The 18,275-nt window shown below is 40.9% G+C and carries 18 protein-coding genes; 8 read left to right on the top strand and 10 right to left on the bottom strand.

Features of this window, described 5'->3' with window-relative positions:
* Positions 1-26: 26 nt before the first annotated feature.
* Positions 27-1,268, bottom strand: a complete 1,242-nt coding sequence (locus ACEN2L_RS12885) for an EAL and HDOD domain-containing protein (protein WP_306024285.1) — start codon at positions 1,266-1,268, stop codon at positions 27-29.
* Between the two features lie 170 nt (positions 1,269-1,438).
* Positions 1,439-2,659 (bottom strand): EAL and HDOD domain-containing protein, encoded by a 1,221-nt coding sequence (locus ACEN2L_RS12880; RefSeq protein WP_441744250.1) that lies wholly within the window; start codon positions 2,657-2,659, stop codon positions 1,439-1,441.
* Positions 2,660-2,891: 232 nt separating this feature from the next.
* Between ACEN2L_RS12880 and rpoH the strand changes: the two genes are divergently transcribed.
* A complete protein-coding gene (gene rpoH / locus ACEN2L_RS12875; protein WP_306024287.1) occupies positions 2,892-3,752 on the top strand; it encodes an RNA polymerase sigma factor RpoH in 861 nt (286 codons plus the stop codon).
* A 99-nt stretch (positions 3,753-3,851) separates the two neighbouring features.
* On the opposite strand, the gene ACEN2L_RS12870 is transcribed toward rpoH, so the two are convergent.
* From ACEN2L_RS12870 to pip, 3 genes are all read right to left on the bottom strand, one after another.
* Positions 3,852-4,775 carry a bifunctional GNAT family N-acetyltransferase/hotdog fold thioesterase gene (locus tag ACEN2L_RS12870; protein WP_306024288.1) on the bottom strand — a complete coding sequence of 308 codons (924 nt, stop codon included), beginning with the start codon at positions 4,773-4,775 and terminating at the stop codon, positions 3,852-3,854.
* Positions 4,776-4,866: 91 nt separating this feature from the next.
* The gene (dtd, locus tag ACEN2L_RS12865) at positions 4,867-5,304 is read right to left on the bottom strand and encodes a D-aminoacyl-tRNA deacylase (RefSeq protein ID WP_441744247.1); all 438 of its coding nucleotides are present in this window, start codon (positions 5,302-5,304) and stop codon (positions 4,867-4,869) included.
* Positions 5,301-6,269, bottom strand: coding sequence for a prolyl aminopeptidase (pip, locus tag ACEN2L_RS12860; protein ID WP_441744246.1), 969 nt, complete (start codon positions 6,267-6,269; stop codon positions 5,301-5,303). Before pip ends, dtd begins: the two co-directional genes overlap by 4 nt.
* An 89-nt stretch (positions 6,270-6,358) precedes the next feature.
* Here pip and ACEN2L_RS12855 point away from each other — a divergent pair, with 89 nt between their 5' ends.
* Together ACEN2L_RS12855 and ACEN2L_RS12850 are read left to right on the top strand one after the other, a co-directional pair.
* Positions 6,359-6,583, top strand: coding sequence for a hypothetical protein (locus tag ACEN2L_RS12855; RefSeq protein ID WP_306024291.1), 225 nt, complete (start codon positions 6,359-6,361; stop codon positions 6,581-6,583).
* Positions 6,580-7,218 (top strand): DUF2959 domain-containing protein, encoded by a 639-nt coding sequence (locus ACEN2L_RS12850; protein WP_306024292.1) that lies wholly within the window; start codon positions 6,580-6,582, stop codon positions 7,216-7,218. The genes ACEN2L_RS12855 and ACEN2L_RS12850 overlap by 4 nt, the downstream gene beginning before the upstream one ends.
* Positions 7,219-7,246: 28 nt before the next feature.
* Here ACEN2L_RS12850 and ACEN2L_RS12845 read toward each other — a convergent pair whose 3' ends face one another.
* Positions 7,247-8,131, bottom strand: coding sequence for a virulence factor BrkB family protein (locus ACEN2L_RS12845; protein ID WP_441744244.1), 885 nt, complete (start codon positions 8,129-8,131; stop codon positions 7,247-7,249).
* Between the two features lie 71 nt (positions 8,132-8,202).
* A complete protein-coding gene (metF, locus tag ACEN2L_RS12840; protein WP_306024293.1) occupies positions 8,203-9,090 on the bottom strand; it encodes a methylenetetrahydrofolate reductase in 888 nt (295 codons plus the stop codon).
* Positions 9,091-9,236: 146 nt separating this feature from the next.
* Here metF and metJ point away from each other — a divergent pair, with 146 nt between their 5' ends.
* Positions 9,237-9,563 carry a met regulon transcriptional regulator MetJ gene (gene metJ / locus ACEN2L_RS12835; protein ID WP_306024294.1) on the top strand — a complete coding sequence of 109 codons (327 nt, stop codon included), beginning with the start codon at positions 9,237-9,239 and terminating at the stop codon, positions 9,561-9,563.
* 83 nt (positions 9,564-9,646) lie between these two features.
* On the opposite strand, the gene ACEN2L_RS12830 is transcribed toward metJ, so the two are convergent.
* From ACEN2L_RS12830 to ACEN2L_RS12820, 3 genes are all read right to left on the bottom strand, one after another.
* Positions 9,647-10,312, bottom strand: coding sequence for a glutathione S-transferase (locus tag ACEN2L_RS12830; RefSeq protein WP_441744241.1), 666 nt, complete (start codon positions 10,310-10,312; stop codon positions 9,647-9,649).
* Between the two features lie 67 nt (positions 10,313-10,379).
* Positions 10,380-10,970 carry an HD domain-containing protein gene (locus ACEN2L_RS12825; RefSeq protein ID WP_306024296.1) on the bottom strand — a complete coding sequence of 197 codons (591 nt, stop codon included), beginning with the start codon at positions 10,968-10,970 and terminating at the stop codon, positions 10,380-10,382.
* A gap of 10 nt (positions 10,971-10,980) precedes the next feature.
* The gene (locus ACEN2L_RS12820; protein WP_441744239.1) at positions 10,981-11,307 is read right to left on the bottom strand and encodes a c-type cytochrome; all 327 of its coding nucleotides are present in this window, start codon (positions 11,305-11,307) and stop codon (positions 10,981-10,983) included.
* Positions 11,308-11,367: 60 nt separating this feature from the next.
* Here ACEN2L_RS12820 and ACEN2L_RS12815 point away from each other — a divergent pair, with 60 nt between their 5' ends.
* The 4 genes from ACEN2L_RS12815 (at position 11,368) to ACEN2L_RS12800 (ending at position 18,135) form a co-directional block, all read left to right on the top strand.
* On the top strand, positions 11,368-12,804 hold the full coding sequence (locus ACEN2L_RS12815) for a protein adenylyltransferase SelO (RefSeq protein WP_441744237.1): 1,437 nt from the start codon (positions 11,368-11,370) through the stop codon (positions 12,802-12,804).
* Between the two features lie 114 nt (positions 12,805-12,918).
* On the top strand, positions 12,919-15,777 hold the full coding sequence (locus tag ACEN2L_RS12810; RefSeq protein WP_441744235.1) for an EAL domain-containing protein: 2,859 nt from the start codon (positions 12,919-12,921) through the stop codon (positions 15,775-15,777).
* A gap of 92 nt (positions 15,778-15,869) precedes the next feature.
* Entirely contained in the window at positions 15,870-16,490 is a 621-nt protein-coding gene (gene ribA / locus ACEN2L_RS12805) for a GTP cyclohydrolase II (protein ID WP_306024300.1), read from the top strand.
* Between the two features lie 175 nt (positions 16,491-16,665).
* Positions 16,666-18,135, top strand: coding sequence for a DUF3300 domain-containing protein (locus ACEN2L_RS12800; RefSeq protein ID WP_441744233.1), 1,470 nt, complete (start codon positions 16,666-16,668; stop codon positions 18,133-18,135).
* The last annotated feature ends 140 nt before the right edge of the window (positions 18,136-18,275 follow it).

Genomic DNA, 18,275 nt, shown 5'->3' with positions numbered 1-18,275 from the left:
CTCACCATCAGGTGATTTGAAGGCGTTTACGCTTTGCTTTCGGGAAAGTGTGGCGATATGGATTTTCTGACACCGTTGCCCCAGACTATCGCTTCATTGAACAAGCTATGTAAACGTTTTTGGTCAATTTCTAGTATTTTGGCAATACGAATGACCTTCAGCCAATTACCGCTTTCAAAAGCTTTGACCAATAGGAGATACATCGACAAGTCATTTTGACCACCACACAAAGCCACTTTGACGTCTTCAACCAAGGGCAATTTATCAACCAATACCTTCATTTCCTGATTAAGTAAGGCATCCAATAACGAAAATAACCCCACTAAAAAACCCAGAGGCGGGTTAGATCCCAGTTTTTTCTCTGTGCCCACAAGATCACAGAATTTTGCCCTGACTAATGACAAGTGAATGAGCTCACTTGGTTTATCGCTACTCAAATTAGCAATGGCTAACAAAGCGATAAACTTCTTAATCTCGACTTCGCCCATGTAATTTAATGCATGGCGTAAAGACGTAATTTTATATCGCTTATTAATTGTCGGATTATTAATAAACCGCAATAACATGTATGACAAACCAACATCGTGTTCTATCACACTGTTGATACTATCAATATCAAATGAGGCGCTTGAACTTGCCCCCATAAGCTCCACTAACGTTAGCTGAGAGGTAGGAATGTTCTTCTGAGCAATGGCTTCTGGTCTGGCAAAGAAATAGCCCTGAAAATAATCAAAACCCATCTCGCGATAAATAGCAAAATCCTGTTGCGTCTCTATTTTTTCTGCAATCAGTTGTACGCCGGAGTCTTTATATAAACTGAGCGTTTTAGCCACGCCCTCATAATCATCTTTAACTGTGTTGACTTTAACCATATCGATATATGGCACAAAGTCGCCCCACTTTTGGTCAAGTCGGTGGCCTTCAACAGCTAACTTAAAACCCATGTTTTTTACATGTTTGCAAACCGATAACAGGGTGTCGTGGCTAAAAGCACCATCATAAATTTCAACAATAACATTTTCGGGATCTAGGGAAGAAGGAAAGCCGTTTAACACGGTTTCTGCTTGGAAATTGATGAACGATTTTTTACTGCATGATATGTCGTCAAGGCCTAAAGTAAGATAATTTCTGGCAATTAGCTGGGCTGTAGCTTCATCACGGACAATATCAGGGTAGCAGTTATTCTTCCCATCGCGAAAAAATAGCTCGTAAGCAAAAACTTCTTTTTCTCTATCTAAAACAGGTTGCCGGGCGATAAACGCAAACATGAATATCCTATGAAATAGTTATAGTTATTTTAATGTAGACCGATAATCGAATAAGGGTAAAATTTCCAGAATCGCAACGACTTAACAAGTGAAGAAGTCGCGTAACTTAGTCGACTAAATACACAAACTGACCAATAAACACACTCATAATCTAACATCTAGGTCAGCGATTAGTCACTAATTAATTGTTTCATTGCATGGCCCCACTTGATTGCTTCATTATAAAAGCTCTGGGTCATGGCGAGATGAATATCCAACTCTTTTGAGTAGCGGGCGACATTTTGCCAGTGGCCAACTTCGTAGGCTCTTATTAGATTAAGATAACCTTGCAATTCATTTTTTTCACCACAAAGAGCGGCTTTCAATTCATCGCCTAAGGGCAATTTTTCAACAACCGAGCGCATGCTTGAATCTAAAATTGCATCTAGCAAAGAGAACAAACCGAGCAAGAAACCTGTAGGCGGATTTTTAGCCAATTTCATTGCTTGTCCGATAAGCTCGCAAAATTTTGCCCGAACTAAAGACATGTGCAACAACTCAATGGTTTTGCTGTCTCCTAAATTTGCTAAAGCCACCAGCGCGATAAACTTTTTCACTTCAATTTCGCCCATGTAATTTAAGGCATGGCGTAAACTACTGATGCTATTGCTCTTGTTTATTAACGGGTTATTGATAAAACGTAATAGTTTATAAGACAAAGAGACATCTCGTTCGATAATATCGTTTACCCTACCAAGGTTGAAGTCGGTAGCGGCACTGACACTAATTAAATCGAGTAAGGCAAGTTGACTTGTAGGTATTCTTTTTTGTTTCACGATCTCAGGACGTGCAAAAAAGTAACCTTGAAAGTAATCAAAGCCTAAGGCCTTGTATTCTTCGAATTCTTCGTGAGTTTCTATTTTTTCTGCAACGAGTTTTATATTAGCTAACTTGAGTTTTTCTATATTACTGCGCATTAGTTGTTGATCGCACTCTACGATGTCAACTTTCACGATATCTGCGTAAGGCAACAGAACGTCCCATTTCGGGTCAAACGCGAAATCGTCGAGCGCTAACTTATAACCCATCTCTTTAATATTGATGCAGGCCTGAATAAGTTTTTCGCTAAGATTCACTGTTTCAACCACTTCTATAACGACAAGCTTTTGATCAAGGGAAGTAGGAAAGCGATATTCTAATGTGTCTTGGTGAAAATTTATAAACGCTAGCTTTCCACCAGTAATATCATCAAGACCCATATCGAGATGGTTGTTAGTTAAAATCTTGGATGTTGCTTCATCTGGACAAATATTTGGAAAAAAGTTTTGCTCACCCTCGCGAAAAAGAAGCTCGTAAGCATACAACTCTTTTTTATCATCTAAAATCGCTTGGCGCGCAACATAGCTAAACATAGAAGGTCCGTTACAAAGTGAACTAATAGAGCAGATTAACGTAAAACAGATACTATTAGAATTTTATATTTAACATCAATCATTGATAATAATTTTTTAAACACTATTTATCACCACTGATGCAATTTTTTACAAATTGTCTGGTCTATTACGTTAGGAAACGATAGATTTATGGTCGCAAATTTAGCATATTTTTGATAAACTTGCTTCCATTGTGTAATACGAGGTTACTATGAGTACAGATTTACGCACATTGACATTGACCGTCCCACAAACTGGGAGCATCGAGACTTACATCCAAGCTGTAAGTGGCATCAGTATGCTCAGTGCAGACGAAGAGCGTAGCTTAGCCGAACGTCTTCAACAAGATGATGACTTACAAGCCGCTAGAAAACTGATTATGTCTCACCTACGTTTTGTAGTGCATATCGCTAAATCCTATTCAGGTTATGGTTTGCCTCAAGCAGACCTAATCCAAGAAGGTAATATTGGTCTGATGAAAGCGGTAAAACGCTTTGACCCTACCATGGGCGTTAGATTGGTTTCTTTCGCGGTGCATTGGATCAAAGCGGAAATTCACGAATTTGTGTTACGTAATTGGCGAATTGTGAAAGTGGCTACAACCAAAGCACAGCGTAAATTATTCTTCAATCTACGCAAAAATAAGAAGCGTTTGGGCTGGTTTACCCATGCAGAAGTGCAAAAAGTTGCTGAGGAGTTAGGCGTTAGCACAAAAGAAGTGTTGCAGATGGAAGCTCGAATGAGCAGCCAAGATCAGGCGTTTGATTTGTCAGCTGACGAAGATGAAAGCAGCACTTTTGCGCCAGTTCAATATTTAGAAGACAAATCTGCAGATGTTGAAAGCGGTGTAGTAAATGCCAATTGGGATTCTAACGCTTCTGACAAACTATACTCTGCTATTAAAACCCTAGATGAGCGTAGCCAATACATCATTCAAACTCGTTGGTTGTCTGATGATAAAATCACTCTGCAAGATTTGGCTGAGAAATATCAAGTTTCTGCAGAACGTGTTCGCCAAATTGAAAAAAATGCAATGAAAAAATTGCAGAGCGCCATGACTGCCGCCGCTTAGTTGCAAAATTAGGTAACAAAAAAGCACGCTATGCGTGCTTTTTTTTATGTTTATACCTATCAAATTGGATAGTTAAACCCATTCGCAATGATAATAGGTTTAACTTAGCTGTTCTTCAGCATCTTCAGAAATAGGTAATACTCCAAATAATCCGGAAAACTCTGCTACTGGTGTATCACCGTCTAATATGGCCACTTGTAATTTAATAAAACACTTTTTATTTTTGAGCAGACCGTCAAATTTGCCATTAAAAGATTCAATGTTACATAGGGCTCGTGGTTGCATGGTAATAGGCTTGTGAAAGTGAATGTTGCCATCACCTAAAACAATATCACCGACCAAGCCTTTTTCTTTGAGCTGTAAAAAGATCATGCCCCAGCCAGTTAACGTCGCCAAAGAAAAAATACTGCCAGCGAACATGGTACCGTGTAAGTTGATGTTTTTATTTAAAGACGCTCTAGTTTCTAAGGTTCGGCCTGAGTATTGATAAATCTTAATACCCATTTGTTCACTAATAGGAATGGTCTCATACCAAGTATCTTGCAGTGTTTTACACCACTTGGGATGCAAAAGAATGGTGTTAGGACTGCTTAGCCTTTTAACCATTTGTTGGCGTTTTAGCTTGCCAAATTCATTGGGTGCTTCTTTTTCAATTTCAAAACCAGCACTTTCAAAAAATGGTATTGATATTTGACGACTATTCGTGACTAACCTAATCGCTCCTTCTTCTCGCGCAACCGATTCAAGGGCTGCTAATATTAATTTAGCTAAGCCCTTACCCTGATATTCTTTATCAACAGCAATATGACGGACTTGCGCCTCGTCTGACGAATTCATGTGAATACGACCAACTGCAACAACATCGCCATTGTGATTACGGATCATTCGATGCTGACTTACCTGCTCGTATTCATCTTTTTCTGAACCTAAGGGGTAATTCCAAGGTTGCCGCAACATTTTCCAGCGCATCTCAAAGTACTGTGCAAAATCTTGTTCGCTAATTGGCGTATCAATTTTATACATAGTTCCTATTTTCTCTTAAGTGGCTACCTACAACACTTCACAAAGGCGAAGCTAGCCGACTATTAAATCCTATTAATGCAGGCTCGGCAATTTATACTTGTAACATGAAGGTCACTGGACCATCGTTTTGCAACGACACCTGCATGTCAGCCGCGTATATCCCTGTTTGGCAGGGCACTGACGACTGCTTCGCTGAATACACGAAATGGTTATACAACTCTTTCCCAAGCGCTGCAGGCGCCCCGCAAGAAAAACTTGGGCGATTACCGCTTTGGGTGTCTGCGACCAAGGTAAATTGCGATACGATCAACAGCTGCCCTTGCACCTGCTGGACATTGAGATTCATCTTGCCATTTTCATCCGAAAAAACCCGATAATTAAGAATTTTCTTGCACAGTTTTTCAGCACTCAGTTGGCTATCTTGCTGTTCAACGCCCAACAACACCAATAGTCCTTGGTTTATTTCACCAACAACCTCCCCTTCTACCTCCACTTTGGCGTGCTTGACGCGCTGAATTAACCCTTTCACTTTGTCTCCTGTAAAAATTTTGCCATGGCTTTAGTTGCCAGACTTAATGCCGCCGCTATCTTGCTCTCAAATGCACTGTGGCCAGACTCAGGAACAATAGTCAGTTGACTGTTTTTCATCACCTGATGCAGGCTATAAGCTGCCTCAAGCTTACAAACACTATCGTAACGTCCGTGGATTATATTGGTGGGAATATCTTTAATTTTATCGATTTGATCGATGATAAAATTTTCAGGAATAAAACACTGATTTTTTACGTAGTGACATTCTAAAATTGCCAAACTGATGGCATTGTGCACGTCACCCACCAATTTATCTTCGTCAAATTGAGCATGCAGACGGCTAATACGGGTTTCCCATAAGTACCAAGATTTGATCGCATGCATCTTACTAATTTCATCATCGCTGATAAATAAGTCATGGTAAGCATCAACTAAGGTTTTACGATTTAGTTGGGATTTCACCGGTTCAACAAAATCTTGATAATAGTCGGCAAAAAGCTGTGCTGCACCACCGTCATCAGCGAGAAACCAATCATAATCTTGTTGTCGAGCTAGAAAGATCCCCCTTAGTATTAACCCGCTTACCGTATCTGGTTGGTCAATCGCGGCTAATAAGGCCAAGGTCGAGCCCCAAGAGCCACCGAATAGTAGCCACTTTTTAATAGCAAAATGTTCACGAATGGCTGAAATATCAGCTAATAAATCTTGGCTAGTATTGTGAGTGATCGCGCCAAAAGGAATGGATTGGCCACAACCCCGTTGATCGAAGCCAATTATCCGGTACAACTGGGGATCAAAAAAACGTCGATAGTCTTGACCTATGCCAGCGCCTGGCCCGCCATGAAGAAACAAAACAGGGATCCCTTTTGGATTTCCGGTTTGTTCAATATACAAGGTATGTCCATTCCGTACAGGCAACATTTGGCTGTCATAAGGCTTAATTGCTGGATATAGCTCACTCATAGGTATTTACACTTCCGGTTTGTCAATTACACAATTATGATTTAACTTAGCTGATGAATACCAGCCCCAAAATACATTAGGAGTTAAAAATGGCAGGACAAGGTTCAGGTGGAAATGTATTAGCCGCTATTTGCAGCTTTTTTATCCCAGGTTTAGGCCAGCTCGTACAAGGCAGAATATTAGCGGCAATACTGTTTTTTATTTTTGCGGGTATATCTGTAGCATTATTTATTCTTTTAGTTGGCTATGTTTTGTACCCCATTATTTGGCTGTGGGGAATCATTGATGCCGCACGTTATAAGGGTAGCCTATGAAAAAGTTAATTTTAGTTAGCCTGATAATTTTAGTCAGTGCATGCCAAAGTGCTTATTATGCGGCGTGGGAAAAAGTGGGGGTTGAAAAGCGCGATATATTGGTTGACCGTGTTGAAAATGCGAAAGACTCTCAAGAAGAGGCACAAGAACAATTTACCTCCGCACTTGAACAACTGAGCGTTTTAATTAATTTTGATGGCGGAGAACTACAAGACGTATATGACGCCTTAAAAAATGAATTTGAAGCCAGTGAGAAGTCTGCAGAAGAGGTCAGTGCACGTATTAATAAAGTTGAAAGTGTGGCAGAGGCCTTATTTGACGAATGGCAAGACGAGCTAGACCAATATACTAACGCCAGCTTAAAACGTGATAGTCAAGCCAAGTTACGAGATACACAAAAACGCTACAAAACATTGTTAGCGGCCATGCGCAAAGCTGAATCTAAAATGCCCCCCGTACTCGATGCATTGCGCGATAATGTGCTATATCTCAAGCATAACCTGAATGCTAACGCGATTGGTGCATTGCAAGCCGAATTTAAAGGTATTAAAAATGATATTGGAAAACTGATTGTAGATATGAATAAAGCAATCAAAGAATCGAATACGTTTATTGCAAATATGCAAACTGAATAAGCCTTACTATTATATGAGAGAGTAGAGCCTAGCCTTTGCTCTCTTGTTCAAACATCTCTTCTGGCTCTTCGTACAAGTACACCTCTAATACGTGGGTAAATTCTGCCCCCAGTAGCACCACAACCCAAGATAAATACACCCAAACAAATAGAATAGGAATAACTGCTAAAGCGCCATAAATAAGCTGGTAAGATGGAAAACTGGTTATATAAAAAGCGAAGGCTTTTTTCGATAATTCAAACAACAAAGCGGCAACAAAAGCCCCAGCAATAGCGTACTGGGGTTTTATTCTTTTATTAGGCACAAGCATATAGACCAAAAAGAAGGCGCTAATAGAAGCCAATAGCGGCACTGCTTTTAATAAAAGCGTCGCTAAGCCGGGCGTATATTCATGGGCATAACTGGCTAAGCTCACCAAATAGGAACTAACCAATACGCTTGAGCCAATCAACAGAGGTCCCAAGGTCAATACCATCCAATAAATCGCAAAGGTGAATATCATTGGCCGCTCGCTCTTAGCCTGCCAAATTCGATTCAGTGTTTTGTCGATATTTGATATGAGTAACAAAGCGACCACCACCAGCGATGCAATACCCACTGCGCCCATTCCGGATGCGTTGCCGATAAAGGTTGTCATGTACTGTTGCAGTTGCTCACTGGATTGAGGCACTAAATTACCAAAAATTAAGGCCTCTAGTTCACCTCGCGCTTCTGAAAATGCAGGGAATGCCGATAATATCGTGAAAAACACCATAATAAACGGCACCAAAGACAATAGTGAGACATAGGCCAAGTGACCCGCTGAAACCGTAATACGGTCCTGGCTACAATGATCAACAAATAAACGGCCAAACGCCCACGCATGTTTGCTCGCCCCGATACATTTACTTTGCCATTGCATTATTGTCGTCATGACTTGTTTTACTTAGCTCTATTTGGAAGCAGTAAAGCACTGCTTGATTGTCAATTAGCAAGCTAGTTTACCTACTTATCGGCTCTAACTCCAAGCATATGACAAATGGCATAACTTAATTCACTGCGATTTAAAGTATAAAAATGGAAGTTTCGTACCCCTTCTTTCGCTAATACTTTCACCATATCCATCGCAATACTCGCGCCCATCAAATTGCGCGTAGTCTGATCGTCTTGCTCTAAACCATCATACATTTTGTGCAACCACTGTGGCACGTGCACGTTAGTGAAACCAGCAAAGCGCTGTAAGGTTTGATAGTTTGTCACGGGTAAAATACCGGGCACGATATCCAAATCAATCCCTGCTGCTGCAGCGCGATCTCTAAAACGTAAAAACACCTCTGCATCAAAGAAAAACTGACTGATTGCCTCTGTTGCACCAGCGTCTGCTTTGCGTTTTAAATTAAGTAAATCGAATTGGCTGTTGGGTGCTTCGGGGTGTTTTTCAGGATAAGCCGCAACCGCGATATCAAAATCTGCAACACTTTTTAACAGTGCCACTAAATCAGCAGCATAAGACTGGGGCTTTTCAACGCCAGGGGGCAAATCTCCCCTTAAGGCAACAATTTTTCGAATACCGCTGGCCCAATAATCTTTTGCAATTTGAATTAACTCTTCTTTAGTTGCATCAACACAAGTCAAATGCGGTACTGCGGCAATTCCTGTTTCAGCTTGGATACGTTTAACAACATCGTGTGTACGATCACGCTCACCGCTGTTTGCTCCGTAAGTCACCGACATATAAGCGGGCTTTAATGGAGCCAAACGCTCTACTGATTTCCACAAAGTGCGTTCCATAGCATCTGTTTTAGGCGGGAAAAACTCAAACGAAACATTAATCCCTTTCACTTCAGATAAGGACTGATTTAATGCATCTATGCCTTGTGCATATGACACCATGTTAACTCCAATATAATATTTAGCCGTTTAGACGTCTAAACTAAACTTTGTACGTAAAGCCGTCAAGATGTTTAGCAGTCTATCATTGACCTTTAGCCCGTATTAGTTAGAATTTCGGCGTATAAGAAAGATAAAAGCGAGTAATAATGGCAAATTCAACAAAATGGAATGGCGAATATATTCATCCCTACGCCGACCATGGTAAAAAAAGTGAGTTAGTTAAAAAAGTTACGGTATCTATTCCACTGAAAGTACTTAAAGTATTAACTGACGAACGCACGCGGCGTCAGGTAAATAATTTACGTCATGCCACTAATTCTGAATTATTGTGTGAAGCTTTCTTGCACGCATTTACTGGCCAACCTTTGCCAGATGATGGAGATCTCGATAAAGATAATGATCTGCATATCCCCAAAGAGGCACGTCGCCAAATGCGTGAGATGGGGCTTGAGATTGAGGACGAAAAAGAATAAACCTACCCTAGCTGCATTATCACTTACGATAATGCAGCTAGAATTATGCTAATTAACACTTACACTGCCAGCAAAAACCCCTTTTAAGCGTAATCGTATTTACCTCCCTTCGCCAACGCCGCTTGATACGCAGCTCTGTCATGCACCTTTTTAACAAATGCAGCAATATGAGGGAATTGCTGAGCAGCTCCGCGCGACACAGCTGCTTCCAATGGAAAACTCATCTGAACATCTGCCCCTGACATCTGCTCGCCAGCAAACCATGTGTGGCTTGCCAAGTGTTGTTCAATAAACTGCATGTTAGCCGTAATGTTGGGTCCAAAATATCCGCCCATGACCTTATCTGCAATTTTGTTAGCAATGATTTTAACAAAAAATGGTTTTGCATTTGCCCGTACCTTATCAAACACCAATTTAGCAACCATCGGTGGCATTAAGGTACCTTCAGCAAAATGCAACCAATAGCTGTATTGTCTATGCGCTTCTGTCCCCATTGGCGGTAACATACTTTCTTTGCCATAGGTGTACGCTAAATATTCAATGATAGCGCCTGATTCTGCGATGGTAATAGCACCATCCGTAATCACTGGAGACTTGCCTAGGGGGTGAACTTGCTTCAGCTCTTTGGGCGCTAAATTTGTTTGTGCATCTCTTTGATAAGATTTGATTTCGTAAGGCACACCAAGCTCTTCCAACATCCATAAAATACGTTGTGAGCGAGAGTTATTTAAATGATGAACAATGACCATAGGACTTCCTTTTTATGTCTGATGTGGGTGCTTACGCATTTGTCGATAAATTAGACCATGGCAAAGGCTATTCAATGTCGAGACCAACCGCTAAAGCTTTTTCCATTACTTGTTCTTTTACCCAAGCCCATAAAGCAGGATTTGCTTTTTCGATTGCTGCATTTTTGCTTAAAATTTGCTTGACGCTCACGTTGTGACTCAACCAGCTTTGGCAACCATTCTGCAGGTTTTGCAAAATCGGCATCAAACGGTCTATCGCCTTAGCAAACTGTGCTTCGGGGCTTTTCGCCTCTTCAAACTCTTCCCACAAAGCCAAAAACTCATCACCTAAAGGCGCTGGCAATAAGGCAAATAAGCGCACTGCTGCTGCATGTTCATTGGCGTAATCATCATGATTTGCATCATAAGCAAACTTATCGCCCGTATCGATTTCCACCACATCGTGCAGTAGCAGCATAGTGACAACTTTCAGTTCGTTAACCGACTGACTGGCATAGCGGCTTAAGGTCAGAGCGAGCAAGGCAATCTGCCAACTGTGTTCGGCACTGTTTTCAAAACGTGATAAACCTGCGGGCTTAATCCGTCTTTCTACATTTTTTAGTTTTTCAAGCTCAACAATAAACGCGATGATGGCTTTAAATTCTGCTATCTGTTGCATAAAAGCCCTACTATTTTCCAGAAGGATCGAGGCTTGCGTAGTAAGCTGCTAAGTTTTCAATGTCAGTGTCACTTAAGCCAGATACCATAGGCGACATCAGCATATTTTTTCTTTCACCATCCCTAAACGCTTTTAATTGAAGTACTAAATACTGCTCTTTTTGTCCTGCTAAATTAGGATACATTGGGATCATTGAAACCCCTTTGCTACCATGACACGCATTACAGCTAACGGATTTCGCTTTTCCTGCCTCAATATCGGCCGACCAAACAGAAAAATGCAAGCCAGAGGTGACTGCGATACTGAAGATGAAAATTGTTTTTTTTAATAATGACATCGTGACTCCCTATCTAATGATATTAACAACGGATAACTTTACTTTGGAACGTGTAATTTAATGATCTTAGACCATTCATATGCTAATGAACTCAATGAATTAGTGACGCACCTTACACCCCAATCGCTAAAGAATGCGCGAGTCGTCGCGATAAATCAATCTTTACGAAGTCAACTAAATCTGCCATGGGAAACTCAAGACGCATGGCTTGAGGCGCTCTTTTCAGTTAATAGTCCCTTGACCCAACACTCTGTTGCGCAAAAATATGGTGGTCATCAATTTGGACATTGGAATCCCGACCTCGGAGACGGTAGAGGCTTATTACTCAGTGAAGTGGTAACGCCTGAGGGCAAACGATTTGACCTGCACTTAAAAGGCTCAGGGCCTACACCCTACTCTCGGTTTGCCGATGGTCGCGCAGTATTGCGCTCAACAATTCGAGAATACTTGGCGAGTGAAGCCCTGTTTCACTTAGGTATTCCAAGCTCCAGAGCTTTATGCTTGTTAACAAGTGATGAGATGGTTTACCGTGAAAAGTCTGAAAAAGCAGCGATGTTAATCAGAGTAAGTCAGAGCCATCTGCGCTTTGGTCACTTTGAATATTATTTTCACAGCCAGCAACTTGAAAAACTGCAATCTTTGTTTGATTACAGCTTTAAATACCATTTTAGCGAGTATGCTGACCAAGCAAATCCACATGCTTTAATGCTAAGTAAAATTGTCCACGATACCGCGACGATGATCGCCAAGTGGCAAGCCTATGGTTTTAATCATGGCGTAATGAATACCGATAATATGTCGATTCATGGCATTACCTTTGACTTCGGTCCTTATGCCTTTTTAGATGACTTTGACCCTCGCTTTATTTGCAATCACTCTGATCCTCAGGGTCGCTATTCCTTTGACAATCAACCCGGGATTGGTTTGTGGAATCTCAATGCCTTAGCAATGGCCTTTACTCCTTACTTAAGTCGGCAAGAAATAACCAACATTCTGCAAGAGTACGAACAACAACTGCTCAAAGAGTACGCCAAGATAATGCGCGCTAAATGCGGTTTGATCGAATTTGGCGCCCATAATTCAACTATTATTAACGAATGGTTAGACATGTTGGCGAGCGAAAAAAAGGATTACAGTCAATACTTTAGGCTTTTATGTGATTTTGATCCTACGCTTAAGGATACATCTCTGCGGGATAGCTTCATCGACCGTCCACGCTTTGAACGATGGGCAGAAGGACTATCCCAATCAATCGCCGAGCAAGATTGGACAAATGAACAACGAAGCGCCAGTATGAAAAAACACAATCCTAATTATATTTTGCGCAACTATTTAGCACAGCAAGTTATCGACCGAGCTGAAGAAGGGGATTTTAGTCTTTTTGATGCTTACTTAACGGCCTTATCTTGCCCTTTTAACGAGCATCCTGAATACGCTAAGTTTGCTGCACCGCCGCCAGATTGGGGTAAAAAAATTGAAATATCGTGCAGTAGTTAAGCTAATGAGCAACATCTTATCATTACTATTTTGCGTATCCTGCTTATGTCTCACAACACATTTTAGAATTAATGCGATAATGTTGTCGCGTATCGCTTATCCATCGGAAAAATAATGCAGCCCAAAAGCCGATTTTTATTCTTGTATTTTTTATTGATGACTCTGTTTTCAGCCCCCTTGTACGCTGAAAACAAGCAGCCAATAGTACAAATAAGCCACAGCGATAGCCGCCTTAACTTACTTAACCGCATGAGTTGGATGGTAACAGATAGTCACATTCAGTTGTCCGACACACAATTGCTTGAAAATTGGCAGCAAACCTTGCCTAAAGGGCCGCTGGCTTCACATCAGAGCATTTGGGGAAGATTAGAGCTCGATTTTAATTATAGCAGTCAACATAGCTACTTTTTCACCATAGGTAATCCACAACTAGACTACGTGGATTTATACCTATTAGATGATAAAAACCGTATTTTGAGCTCCTACCTATTGGGGGCAAATCGTGAATTTGATAAACGCCCGATTAATCATCGATTGTTTGTTGTGCCACTGACGCCTAGTCAACAGGGTCGAGTGAAAATTTATATTAAAATCACCGATGACGGCCCCTTGGTAGTTCCCATAGAATTATCAACTCAAGCATCGACCTTAGCCAACGAACAATTGGTATTAGTAGCCATCGGGTATCTGGGTGGTGGACTGAGTCTTTTGGCCGCATATTTTCTACTTACCTATATCTTTTTACGCAGCCCCATCCGTTTTTGGTTTGCTATCTCGTGTGGTTTGTATTTGTTGCTGTCGCTGAATATCTCTGGCTTTATCGCGCAATTGATTGGGGTCAGTGCTTACATATCCCACACCAATAACGCTTTATTTGGTTTGTTGCTGCTTTCTACCGCTAAAGTCTGTTTTGTCATACTTGAACGGGTACCAACGTTTTGGCGCTACTGCTCTTACCTTATCGGGTTTTTGACTATTTTTTCGAGCTTAATACAAAACAGCTATCAGCAAATTACCGGGGCTAGCTTTTTAGCTTTGCTAGAGGGTTTACTACTGATAGTTTTAGCTCTGTTTTATCATAAAAAAGATAAGGCTTTACCTAACTTGGTTGGCCTAATCGCGTTAACAATTATTTCAACAATCAGCATCATTCAAGCCAGCCTATTTATTTCTGGCACAGTAATAAGCAATTCGGTTACGTGGTTTTTTACCCTAGCGTCGGTGGGCGCCATTATGATGATCGCCTTAGCAATCGAAGCCCATGAACGAGTGTTGGTTAAACGCCAGCAAATTAAACAACAATCCGCTATTACTGACCTTCAACACTTTTATGATTTGTTTCGCAATTCAGCAGAAGGCCTTTATACCTCAACCTTGGATGGTAAATTAATTTCAGTTAATCCTGCTATGTGCAATTTGTTTGGTTATGACAGTGAAGAACAATTGATTGAAAGCGTAACTAATACCAGTCAATTTTACGCTGAACCACGAGACCGAGAGTTACTCCTAGGAGAACTGTATCAAAACGGCAAAGTCATCGGTAAAGAGCTACGAGGATTGCGCAAGGACGGCAGTGAGTTTTGGTTTTGTATCTCTACCCAAATTAAGCAAGAGAACACCACTAAGTATATGTTTGGCTCAATATTTGATATTACCGAACGTAAACAATCTAATATTAGCCTCGAGTTTTTAGCCACCCATGATTCGTTAACGGGGGTGTTTAACCGCCGTGAATTTGAAAAACGATTGAGCAATGGCTTACAAGAAGCTCAAAAAAACAACAGTGAATTAACGTTGCTTTACATGGACTTAGATCAATTTAAAGTGGTGAATGACACCTGCGGCCATAAAGCGGGTGATGTACTGATTAAACAGCTCGCACAAAAATTACAAGACGTGGTGCAAGACAAAGGATTGCTGGCGCGGTTAGGCGGCGATGAATTTGGTGTATTACTCTTAGGTGATAATGCCCAAATGGCCTATCTATTAGCGAACAAATTATTGAATACCGTCAAAGAATTTCGTTTTATTTGGGAAAATCGCATTTTTACCCTAGGTGTCAGCATTGGACAGGTGCCTTGGTTTCAAGATATCAAAACCCCCGAACAGCTGTTGAGTATGGCTGATTCTGCGTGTTATTTAGCTAAAGAAATGGGCCGAAACCAAATTCATACTTATTCTTTTCACGACAAGCAAATGCAACGTTATGAATCAGAAATTACTTGGGTTTCAGACATAAACTACGCCTTACAACATGACTGTTTTGTACTGTATTACCAGCACTATCAGTCTTTACAAAAGTCTGCGAGCGGTCATCATTATGAGATATTACTGCGCATGCTTGACCAAGATAACAACATTATTGCACCCAACGCTTTTTTACCGGCAGCTGAACGCTATAACTTGACCTCTAAAATTGATCGCTGGGTGGTTGAACACTATTTCTCTTGGTTGCAAGCAAACCCCGAACATCAAGAACAGCTAACTCGCTGTAATATTAATCTAAGTGGGCACTCACTCGCTGACAAAGACTTAAAATTATTTATATTAAATGCCTTTGAAAAACATTCGATTCCGTATCATAAAATTTGTTTCGAGATTACAGAGAGCATGGCCATTGTCAAAATGGATGAAACGTTGGAGTTTATTAATACCTTCCATCGTTTGGGTTGCCAGTTTTCACTTGACGACTTTGGCAGTGGCTTTTCATCGTATTCTTACTTAAAGACGTTACCGGTAGACCAAGTTAAGATTGACGGCAGTTTTGTAAAAGATATCTTGCTTGATCCCATTGACATGGCCATGGTGAACTCAATAAATGATGTAGCTAAGGCGATGGGAATGGAAACCGTAGCCGAATTTGTTGAGTCTTCAGAAATTCTGGTTGAATTAGGTAAGATGGGCGTAGATTATGCGCAAGGGTATGGAGTAGCCAAACCCACGTCCCTGAGCGAATTTAGCAGCTTAAGCTAATTCGGCAGAAAAATTGCCTTGTAAAATGGCTAAATATGCCCATATCTGGTCAATCAAAGTATCGGTATATTTTTACTTAAGAGTCTAATTTTTTGAATACTACAACGTCCTCACTTTATCAGTATGTCAGTTCGGCCAAATTACCCACACGTTGGGGATTATTTTATATTCATGGTTTTGTCGAAACCGCCACGGCTCAAGAGCATGTGGCTTTGTCTTTTGGTGAATGGCAGTCTGATGAAGTTATTCCTATTCGTATCCACTCTGAGTGTTTAACCGGGGACGCATTATTTAGCACCCGTTGTGATTGCGGCACCCAATTAGAAAAAGGCTTACAAAATATTGTGGCTAACGGTAAAGGCGTACTATTGTATTTGCGTCAAGAGGGTCGTGGTATTGGCCTCTTAAACAAAATCCGAGCGTATAAGCTGCAAGATAGTGGCATGGATACCGTAGAGGCCAACGAACATTTAGGCTTTGATGCCGATATGCGTGACTATGGTATTTGCAAACTGATGCTTGAAAAATTACAGGTTAAAAAAGTCAACTTGATGACGAATAATCCTAAGAAACTCAAAGCCTTGGAGTCATTAGGAATAGAAGTCGTTAAACGTACCCCGATCGATCACGGAATTACTGATGACAATCGGCACTATATTCGCACCAAAACAGAAAAATTGGGTCATGAGTTTGATCCCCATTTATTGAAATAAGCGGCTTGTTTCTTTCCAATACAGTTATGATTGTGTAAGGCCTTATCTGCCGAGATCTGGCCTTTCATAATATTTAATGTTCTATTCAGTTTTGGTTAAGGCCATTGGGTTTATAACTTAGCTTAATGATTGTTATGCAAACCTCCTTGCACAACACCTTGATTAGGAAACTGATATGTCACACCCCAAAAGCAATATTAAACATTACCTATCGCTAATACCCATGCTTGTGGCTTTAAACATTCAGCCAAGTACTGCCCAAACTCAAGTCATTCAATTGAAAGGTCCGGATGCAACAACTCTTACAAATACCGATGAAACAGCAGTAGAACTCAATCAAGCTGAGCTTGACCAGTTGCTTGCACCTATTGCACTTTACCCAGACACTTTATTATCTCATATCCTTGTTGCAGCAACTTATCCTTTAGAAGTTATTCAAGCCGCTCGGTGGCGTGCAGCCAATGAAGAGCTTGACGAAGACCAAGCTTTAAATGCAGTTGAAGATAAAGATTGGGACCCTAGTGTAAAAGCACTTATCCCTTTTAACGAACTATTACAAAAATTCAGTGACGATTTGGATTGGCTGCAATCATTAGGTGATGCATTTTTAAATAATGAAGGACAAGTGTTAAGCACCGTGCAAAACCTGCGTCAAAAAGCCTATGCCCAAGGTAATTTAAATAACAACGATTTCCTTGAAGTTAATCAAGAGAACGATCAAATCACTATACAACCGGTAAATAGAGAAGTTATTTATGTGCCTTACTACGATACCAGAGTGGTTTACGGTCCTTGGTGGTGGGATACATACCAACCCTATTATTGGACTCGACCTGCTTCGTACGTTTGGCATTCTGGTTTCTATTGGAGTCATCGTTATACCATTACTCCAACATTCTATTTTGGTGGTTTTAGATGGCGCGAGCGTTATGTTTACGCTGATTATAACTATCGAAGCCGTGGTTACAGAAACTGGTCACACAGTAATCGCCAAGTTGTGTTAAATAGAGAATATTCAAAATGGCATCACAACCAAGTGCATCGCCGTGGTGTGCACTACACCACGGCGGGTAAAGCCAGCAGTCGAGACTACCGAAATTTAAAAACCAACCCAAATCGCTATGTTACGCACTCTACTGAATATTCAGGACCAAAGCGTCAGCAACTCGATAAACAACGGGTACTTGACATTAATGAACATAAAAAAGAAAGAACTTATCGAACGGAACACGCCCTACATGATGAAAAGCGAGCGCAAAAAGTTCAACGAGATTTGCAGACCAAAAAGTACCATAGCCACGACAGACAGCGTTCGGACAGTAACGCCACCCAGCAACAATGGAATCAAAAACGGGAGAATAAACAACGAGATATATCAGCGAACGCACAACAACAGCGTTTCGAGAAACAAGAGAAAAAAACGAACTGGCAATCTGCTAATACTCAAAAACAACAGAAAACGGATAATCAAAGAACAGAAAAAGCCCAATATAACAGACAAGAGCAAAGCCACTATCGCGACACGAATAAAACCAACCGTCAGCGAGAATCGTCACAAAATAACGATCGCAGCCAACGAGGTATCAGAAGTGAAAGTGCCCAACGGAGTAAATCTAACCACGCTGAACGTCGTTCCAAAGAATAAGCAATCAGTTAGGATTTTTTAAGCCAATACTTCTTACTAATAGGTGTTAACACCCTCACACACCTTTTAGTTTGAATCTTTTTGATAAAGGCTATCGTGCAGCCTGCGGTGTATCGTACGTAACTTGCTTCAAATAACGC

Source organism: Flavobacterium sp. W21_SRS_FM6 (assembly GCF_052119645.1).
In the GTDB taxonomy this organism is placed as follows: domain Bacteria; phylum Pseudomonadota; class Gammaproteobacteria; order Enterobacterales; family Alteromonadaceae; genus Paraglaciecola.
Note: the sequence above shows the minus strand (reverse complement) of the source record. Positions and strands in the feature narration are given on the sequence as shown.